The following is a 7,616-nucleotide window of genomic DNA, read 5'->3' on the forward strand; positions in this document are numbered from 1 at the left end:
GGCCTTGGTGTGACAGGCATGATTGCCAGCCGTACCGATACTTCTGGTGCAGGCAAACGCACACCTAAAGATCACTCAAGTATGGGGGCTATGCCTTACATGTGTGAGCAAGTGAACTTTGATACTGCACTACGTTACGCAAAAGTAGATGCATGGGCGCATCATAAAAACTTCAACACCTTGCTAAGTAAAGCGACTCGCGAACAGATTGATGCGAACAAAATCACTATCGGTTGGTATGGCGAAAGCGTTGCTGATAACACCGATGCAAGCGCGAACCCGAACGGTGAAGACGTAAACAAAGGTTGGTTCCAAGCCATGCGTGACCACAACGCAGCGCGACTTATCAAACAAGGTAAGAACGTGGGTGAAGTGCGTATTGGCCAAGGTGGTGACTTCATCAACCTAGACCTAGCGGTACTTGAAACGAAAAACCTACTGCATGACGCGTGTGAAAACGATTCAAACCTTGTGGCTATCATCGGCTCTGATCTGCTTGCTTACGACAAAGCCAAGTTCTACGAAGCACACGGTAATACGCCAAGCGAAAAAGGCAAAATCCAAGAGCTGCAAGTCATCGGTACTTATGGCGGTTTGCCTGCTGTGAAAGTACCAGGCTTCCCTTCTACGGGCATCATGGTCACCAGTTACGACAACCTGTCCATCTACATTCAAGAAGGTTCTATTCGCCGCTCTACAGGTAAGAAGAACGATGAAAAAGACCAGATTGAAAACTTTGAGTCGATGAACATGGCTTACGTGATTGAAGAGCTAGGTAAAGCCGCCGCGATTGAGTTCAAAAACGTGAAGCTTTGGATTAACGATGCCTGGCATTAAGCCAAGCGTTAAACACTAACACCCCCTCAATGCAGGCTCTATTGCTATTTCAGGTGCGCTTTGGTGCTAACTGTTATTCGCGATTGTCGGCCTGCATTCCCTAACCCAACAAGGATAAATCATGGAATTTGTCGGCAACAAAAACAAACCGTATCAATCTCAGTTGCCAGCAACGGGCAAATACCCAGTACTGAACATTTCAGAGTTTCAGTCTCTGTACCATTTCCAAAGCAATGAGACAGAGGCAGGCATTCTGCATCACGCGAAGGTGTCACGAATCAAAGTGCACTCAGAGCTTAAAGACACCTTAGTGCCTTTTGCTAGTTTGACAGCGTTATCCCAAAAGCGCTTTAGTGATGACGACTCGGCCGAAACCCTTTACAAGCAGGCTGTGTTCGCACTAACCGCCGCGCAACTGATTAGCGTGCAAATGAGTGGTGACGCAACCGCCGAAGCCGCTGACAGACAAGAAGCGCTCACCAGTAAGAAAGAAGAGTGCGAAGTGCAGTACCGCCAAGCGGTAGACATATTAATTCACGCAGAAGAAACCTACTGCTTCGAGAGAGTGTAATGAAAGCACTGCAAAGCTTAACGGACTTATTCAAAAGCCATGTGACAGACGCGGCCAAAATGGACGTGTGGGCGGAGGATGGCGCTTTATTTTGTGGACAAGGTGCTTTTGTCGATGGATTTGAAATTGAATACACCGCCATCGTTTTCTTGCAAAGCGCCAAGTTAGAGCCGCAAGTTTTGTTTATGCATTTAGTCAGCTGGCTTAATAAGTTCGACCCAGAGCGAGCAGAAAAAGGCTTACCCATGCCGACGTTCGCGCTAGAGCCTCTCGATAAAGGTGTGTTTGATCTCAAGCTGAAAATTGATATTCGTGAAGAGTTCGACCTTCAAGAAAGCGAACAAGGAAATTGGAAGCAAGGTGATACCCGTTATGAATGTGTCAGTGGTTTTGAAGCGCGAGCCGATGAAGACCAACTCGGTGAATTGGTCCACTTTGTCGGCCACTTAGGTGATTTGCCATGAGTGAATTAACACTCGCGACGCCTGAACAACTGACTCAAGTTGTGGAAAGTTTAGTGCTTACGGCCAGTGATAAGTTTGAGCTTAATAAACGAATGGCCAACCGAGCACGGCAGTTCTTTCGTCAGCAAATTCGCGCTCAGCGAGATATTGATAACAACCCGTACCAAAGCCGAACGCGGCGAAAGACAACCCAACTATGGGATGGCACCCAAGCGCAGAACACCGTTAACAATAAAAACATGCTGCTCGGTTTTGGTAAGGCATTAAGAACTCACGTAACAGAAGATAGCTTTGAGATTGGCCTAAAAGGTGTCGCGGGTCGCATCGGCCAAGAGCACAACCAAGGCTCTCAAGTGTCATTCACGACTCGCGTTAATGGCCACTACAACAGCAAAACAGGTCAATGGACAGGCGGCGTGAGAACCAAGCGCAATTATCAAATGCCCAAACGAACCTTCATTGGTTGGACACCTGCTCTAGAGCGAGAACTACTCGCCATGGCAGCGGAACACTTTGCACTAGAGGATGCAGCGTAATGGATAAACAAGTAGAGAAACCCAAAGTACCCACCTTCAAGATTAAGCCCGCCACTAAAGGCTTAATCGTGAAAGACCCTATTACCCGAGAGCCACTGAAAGCTGTAGGTGAAGTAAAGCCTCGCAACGCTTACTGGCTACGTCGACTCGCTGAAGAAAGTGTCGTGGATATCGACAAAACAGCCAAGAAGGAAACTAAATAATGAGTATTGGTTTTGCTGAAGTACCAAGCACCGCTCGCGTTCCCGGTGTCTATATTGAAATTGATAATAGCCTGGCAAACAGCGCAGAAGACTTACAAGTCGTCTTGGCGATCGGTAATGCGGTCAGCGGTGCAAAGGTCGCTCACAATAAAGTCACGCTTTGTATGGATGAGACAAAAGCGGCAGACTCGTTTGGTGCGAGTAGCGACATCGTGGAAATGATCACCTACTTCCGCAAGCAAGATAAAACCATGCCAATTTACGCGATCAGCGTGGGTAGCGATGATATTGCAAGTGCATTGGCGGCGCTAGGTGACACGCAATACCACCACATCATGTGCTCATTGAATGACGACACTACCATTCGCGAATTGGGTACCTTTCTTGAAAATCGTTATACCGCATTAGAACAAGTGCCAGGTATTGCGTATCTACCGAAGAAAGGCACGCACGCCGAGCTAGTTACCTTTTCAGCAAAGAGCAACTGCCCGTTAATCAACTTCCTGCCAATCAACAACTTTGGTGACTCTAAAGACCAAGCATTATCAGATGCAAAAGCCATTGGTGCATGGGTAGGTCAAATCGCCCCGTCATTGGCTATCGACCCTTGCAGGCCGCTACAAACACTCAAGTTAAACGGTGTTTATTCACTGGCAACGCAAGAGTGGGATTGGGCTGAACGCAACCTCTTTTTGTATGAAGGCTTGAGTACCTACACGGTGAACTCAGCGAATGAAGTCTTAATTGAACGTGCCGTGACGGCTTACACCGAAAACGCAGCTGGCGTAACAGACAACAGTTACCTCGATGTAATGACACCGGCAACCGCCATGTACTTCCGTCAGAAACAGCGCTCGTTGATCTTAAGTGTCTACCCTCGACATAAAGTTGCGAAAGACGGCACCAAGTTCGCCAAAGGTCAGCCGATTGTTACGCCGACCATGTTCAAGGCCAAACTGTTGACCTTGTATCGAGATCTGGAATACCAAGGCATCGTGCAAGATTTCGATGGCTACAAAAAGTCACTCATCGTCGAGCTTGATAAAACCAACAAGCAGCGCGTCAACTACCAAGATTCACCACAGTTCGTGAACGGTTTGATTATCGTTGCGGGTAAAATTCAATTTAGGAAGTAAGTCATGGGAACAAAAATTACTAGCCGTGCTGTCCTTAACGCAGGCTCATTGGGTCGCCTTCCCCTTAAAGAAGGCGCTGAATTCGGTATGGGCAATATGAAGCGCGAAACCATCATGGGTGACGATGGCGTATTGGGTTTCTCTGAACAGTTCTCAGATGCGCCTTTCATCAAGTGCACCATCATTCACGCTCAAGACACCGATGAGAAAGCCATTGCTGATTTTGTAGGTGAGGACATCACCCTAGAAACGAACACAAGCCGAGCTTACACCTTGAAAGGCGCCTGGACAGTCGACCCGCTTACCGTAGCGGTAAAAGATGGTCAGCTTGAAGTGGTCTTCAACGGTGACGAACTCATCCCGCAGTAAGGAGAAATACCATGATATCCATACTGATGAAACGAGAGGCACTGAAGGAAAAACCATTAACGGTTGAAACCTTTGAAGCTACTGACAGTGTCGACCTTCTAAACGATGTTGGCGCAATGAACGGGGCTGCATTGAGCCAATCCGTTCGCACTGCTTTTGCTGATAAGCCCTGGGAAGAAACACAGAACGTGTTTAAGCAAGACCAAAGCCGCTTGCGTACCTTGTCTGGCTCGAAAGAGAAAGACCCGTACAAACAAGAGCTCATTAACAAGTACCGCCCACTGGTTGAAAAGCTACTGGTTACCCACAAAGGCGACTACGGCAACCTCGATGTGATGTGGTGCTTTTATATGTGGCACTTCGACCTTGGCAAGTTTGAAGAGATCCACGCTGACTTTCGAGCAGCCATTGATGGCGGGTTAGAAGCACCGGCTAATTTTAAAGTGAACGGTCAAACGGGTTTCTGTGATTACGTATTTAAGTACACGCACAAAGCGCACACCGAAAAGAAAGCGTTTAAGCGCGAATATCTGCTAAAAGCGGTGAGCGATTTACTGACTGGCGAGCTTGCTACCAACGCCCCACTTAAAGTAAAAATGTTCCGCCTAGTCGGTGACTGGCACTTTGAAGCTGGCGAAAAAGAAAAAGCGCACAACCTGTTTGAGCTAGTGATGAAGCTAGATCCAAACAAAGGCGGCGTGAAGAAGAAACTAGAAGCATTACAAAAGGAGCTTGGTTATGACCAACCCCATTAAAGACGAGTCACAAATCAAGGTCGCTGAACTGGCCTCGCCTATTGAAAAAGACGGCAAAGCACTAACGCATATTGATATCAGCAAGCCACACTCTGGGCATTTGCGCGGGTTGAGCTTGATAGATGTGTGTGGAATGAAGTTTGAAGCGGGACAAACCCTATTGCCTCGAATCTCTTGCTTGAACGAGCGTGACATTATCAACATGCCTCCAGAGAACTGGGCGCCTTTGCTCACGACGCTTGCCTCTTTTTTCGTCGCGACGGAATAGTTATAGATAGAGTTGAAGACTATTACGCAGATATCGCCCTTGTGTTCCATTGGCCGCCAAGCGAAATAGACAAACTCAGCTACGACGATCTATTACTGTTTCGAGAGCTGGCCAGACAAAGGCACGAACAAACACCACAAGAGAGCGAATAAGCTCTCTTTTTTTGTATCAACAAAAGGCTATCCAGAATGAAAATGAAACTGTCTGTTCTCATGGATATGAAAGATAAAACTTCGGCCGTTCTCAAAGGTATGAGTGGCGAGAGTGATCATTACGCCAAGTCCATTAAGAAAGTACAAAAGACACAGGCTGATGACTCTGCCGCAATGGGGATGATTGACTCGTTCAAAAGCTCACGGAAAGCAATGAATAAGAATGCCATTGCTGTTGCTGCGGTCAGCGAAAAGCTTGAAGAGTTAAAAGTCAAAGCGGCAGGCGTTGAATCCCCAAGCGCTGCACTCACGGAGAAAATCACAAAGCAACAAGCTAAGTTGAGCAAGCTGAACACCGAGCAAGAGGGTTACAAGTCCCATTTAGAGAAGCTCGATAGCCAGTTAAAAAAGACAGGAGTAAATACAGGGAATCTCGATGATGAGTACGACCGTCTGAATCGAAGTTATAAGAAACACGGTAAGGAAATAGGAAGACTCAGTAAGCGTTATACCACCTTACAAAGAGTCATGAGCCCGATTCAAAAGCTGAACCGTTCCATCAAGTTTCCCAAAGTCGGCGCTGCAGCGGCAGGAAAAGGAGCCGCGCTGTTAAGTGGTTTAAGCTTTGCGGGGTTAGTGACGCAAGTGAATGGTGCTGCAGGTGAAATGGACAACCTGGCAAAGACATCGGCGACCCTAAAATTACCTATTGAAGAACTTCAAGCCATGCAGTCCCAGGCTGAACATGCAGGGGTAAGCTCTGACGCATTGTCTAACTCAATGCTTCGCTTTACCAAACGACTTGGCGTGCTGCAAAAAACGGGTTCAGGTGCGTTAGGCTCTTACCTAAAGAAAAGTGAGAACGCGCTGCATAAAGACTTACAGGGAGCGCAAGACACCAAGCAGGCTTATGAGATGCTCCTTGAAGAGTTCTCTCAGCTTGAAACGCCTCAAGAGCAAATGGCCTTTGCCGATGCGGCCTTTGGACAAGACGGTCGCAAAATGCTGATCATGTTGCGTGAAGGCACTGAAGGGCTAACGGCAGCAAGAAAAGAACTCAATGCATTGGGTGGCGGTGCGACTGCAGAAGATGCGGCGAAAGCGGAAGCCTACAATGATGCTCTGCAAAAAATCGAAGAAAGCGTCCGCTCTATGAAGTTTGCAGCACTTGCACCCATCATGGAAAAAGCGACCAAAGCATTCACCCAGTTTTCTGAGAAATTTAAGAACGCGGCCTGGCGAACCGACTTTATTGAAAAGCTTATCCAAACCGTAGATGGTCTTTATCAAGGCTTTGAACTGCTAGGTAAAGGGCTTATTTGGTTAGCGCAAAACTTCAAAGGGATTTTGGCGACGGTCGCCATTCTAAAAGTGGCGTTGATTGCTTTAAATGCGGCTGTTCTGGCAAACCCAATAGGGCTCATGGTGGCCGCGGTTGCTGCTGCGGTAATCGCGATTACTTATTTAATCGATAAGTTCATTGGTTTAGATAAAGTCATTAAATGGATTGGTGGCGGCATTGGCTGGTTATGGGATAAATTCAAAGCCCTAATCAACAAACTACCAGATGCACTCATACCCGATGGGTGGAAAATTCAAACTGATGAAGCTGGCCAAGAAGTCGATAACTTAGCCGCTAAACTCAACCGTATTGAAGACAAGAGCGCGACGCTTGGCATTACGACCAATGAAACCCAAAACCGAACGGAGCGAACCCAAACCGAACAAGGTTATTATGCTTATCAAGCAGGTGGAGTTGAGCCAGTTATGCAGGACGCAACGTATGGTTCGTTGGGTAATCAAACCGAACAAGGGCCCCATGCTTATCAAGCTGGCGGATTCGAATCTACCAAGCAAAATACAGCATATAGCCCACTGGGTAACCAAACCATTAAAAGTAAATCCGAAGTGTCATTGACCATCAAGTCAGATAAGCCAGTCGCGATCGAGAAAGCGAAAAGTGAAAAGGGAACTGACTTGAACTTAGATGTGGGGAATATGGCGGTGAGCTTTTAGGATAATGCCCTTGAAATAACAAGGGCTTACTTTGTTAACACCTTAACGGAACTAGGAGTTACAAAATCACCCCTAAATTATTGGCAACTTCTTCAAGAGCTTGATCTATCATTTCTTGGTCCGCTTTCAATATGGACTTGTTATATAACGCTTGAACTTTCAACCAATCAGATTGAATAAAACTACCTACGCTATTTAAGTTTTTAAAGTGTATAACATTCTTTCCTGTTTGATTACCATTGCTATTCGCCAAGATTAGTCTGAGACTTGATAAGTTCAATAGCTGATTTAGATAAGTATCTATTGAAC

The 7,616-nt window shown here is 46.7% G+C and carries 12 protein-coding genes; 11 read left to right on the forward strand and 1 reads right to left on the reverse strand.

Features of this window, described 5'->3' with window-relative positions:
• From AB4653_RS02125 to AB4653_RS02175, 11 genes are all read left to right on the forward strand, one after another.
• Nucleotides 1-837: P2 family phage major capsid protein (locus tag AB4653_RS02125; protein ID WP_372103204.1), on the forward strand; the 837-nt coding region annotated here is incomplete at its 5' end.
• A gap of 121 nt (nucleotides 838-958) precedes the next feature.
• On the forward strand, nucleotides 959-1,408 hold the full coding sequence (locus tag AB4653_RS02130) for a head completion/stabilization protein (protein WP_170962717.1): 450 nt from the start codon (nucleotides 959-961) through the stop codon (nucleotides 1,406-1,408).
• Nucleotides 1,408-1,872, forward strand: a complete 465-nt coding sequence (locus AB4653_RS02135; protein ID WP_102258097.1) for a phage tail protein — start codon at nucleotides 1,408-1,410, stop codon at nucleotides 1,870-1,872. Before AB4653_RS02130 ends, AB4653_RS02135 begins: the two co-directional genes overlap by 1 nt.
• Entirely contained in the window at nucleotides 1,869-2,408 is a 540-nt protein-coding gene (locus AB4653_RS02140; RefSeq protein ID WP_102258096.1) for a phage virion morphogenesis protein, read from the forward strand. The genes AB4653_RS02135 and AB4653_RS02140 overlap by 4 nt, the downstream gene beginning before the upstream one ends.
• Complete coding sequence (locus AB4653_RS02145) at nucleotides 2,408-2,611, forward strand: DUF2635 domain-containing protein (protein ID WP_102258095.1); 204 nt, start codon at nucleotides 2,408-2,410, stop codon at nucleotides 2,609-2,611. Before AB4653_RS02140 ends, AB4653_RS02145 begins: the two co-directional genes overlap by 1 nt.
• Nucleotides 2,611-3,747, forward strand: a complete 1,137-nt coding sequence (locus AB4653_RS02150; protein WP_102258094.1) for a phage tail sheath subtilisin-like domain-containing protein — start codon at nucleotides 2,611-2,613, stop codon at nucleotides 3,745-3,747. Before AB4653_RS02145 ends, AB4653_RS02150 begins: the two co-directional genes overlap by 1 nt.
• A gap of 3 nt (nucleotides 3,748-3,750) precedes the next feature.
• Nucleotides 3,751-4,116, forward strand: coding sequence for a phage tail tube protein (locus tag AB4653_RS02155; RefSeq protein WP_102258093.1), 366 nt, complete (start codon nucleotides 3,751-3,753; stop codon nucleotides 4,114-4,116).
• Between the two features lie 11 nt (nucleotides 4,117-4,127).
• Nucleotides 4,128-4,871, forward strand: coding sequence for a phage terminase small subunit (gene gpM, locus AB4653_RS02160; protein ID WP_102258092.1), 744 nt, complete (start codon nucleotides 4,128-4,130; stop codon nucleotides 4,869-4,871).
• Entirely contained in the window at nucleotides 4,855-5,139 is a 285-nt protein-coding gene (locus AB4653_RS02165) for a phage tail assembly protein (protein WP_102258091.1), read from the forward strand. Before gpM ends, AB4653_RS02165 begins: the two co-directional genes overlap by 17 nt.
• Before the next feature lie 32 nt (nucleotides 5,140-5,171).
• A complete protein-coding gene (locus AB4653_RS02170) occupies nucleotides 5,172-5,291 on the forward strand; it encodes a GpE family phage tail protein (protein ID WP_258182968.1) in 120 nt (39 codons plus the stop codon).
• Nucleotides 5,292-5,327: 36 nt separating this feature from the next.
• Nucleotides 5,328-7,307 (forward strand): hypothetical protein, encoded by a 1,980-nt coding sequence (locus tag AB4653_RS02175; RefSeq protein WP_102258090.1) that lies wholly within the window; start codon nucleotides 5,328-5,330, stop codon nucleotides 7,305-7,307.
• Between the two features lie 58 nt (nucleotides 7,308-7,365).
• Here the strand turns inward: AB4653_RS02175 and AB4653_RS02180 are convergent.
• Nucleotides 7,366-7,616: hypothetical protein (locus tag AB4653_RS02180; RefSeq protein ID WP_372103206.1), on the reverse strand; the 251-nt coding region annotated here is incomplete at its 5' end.

The sequence above is a fragment of the Vibrio sp. 10N.222.48.A3 genome (assembly GCF_041475345.1).
Classification (GTDB): domain Bacteria; phylum Pseudomonadota; class Gammaproteobacteria; order Enterobacterales; family Vibrionaceae; genus Vibrio; species Vibrio tasmaniensis_A.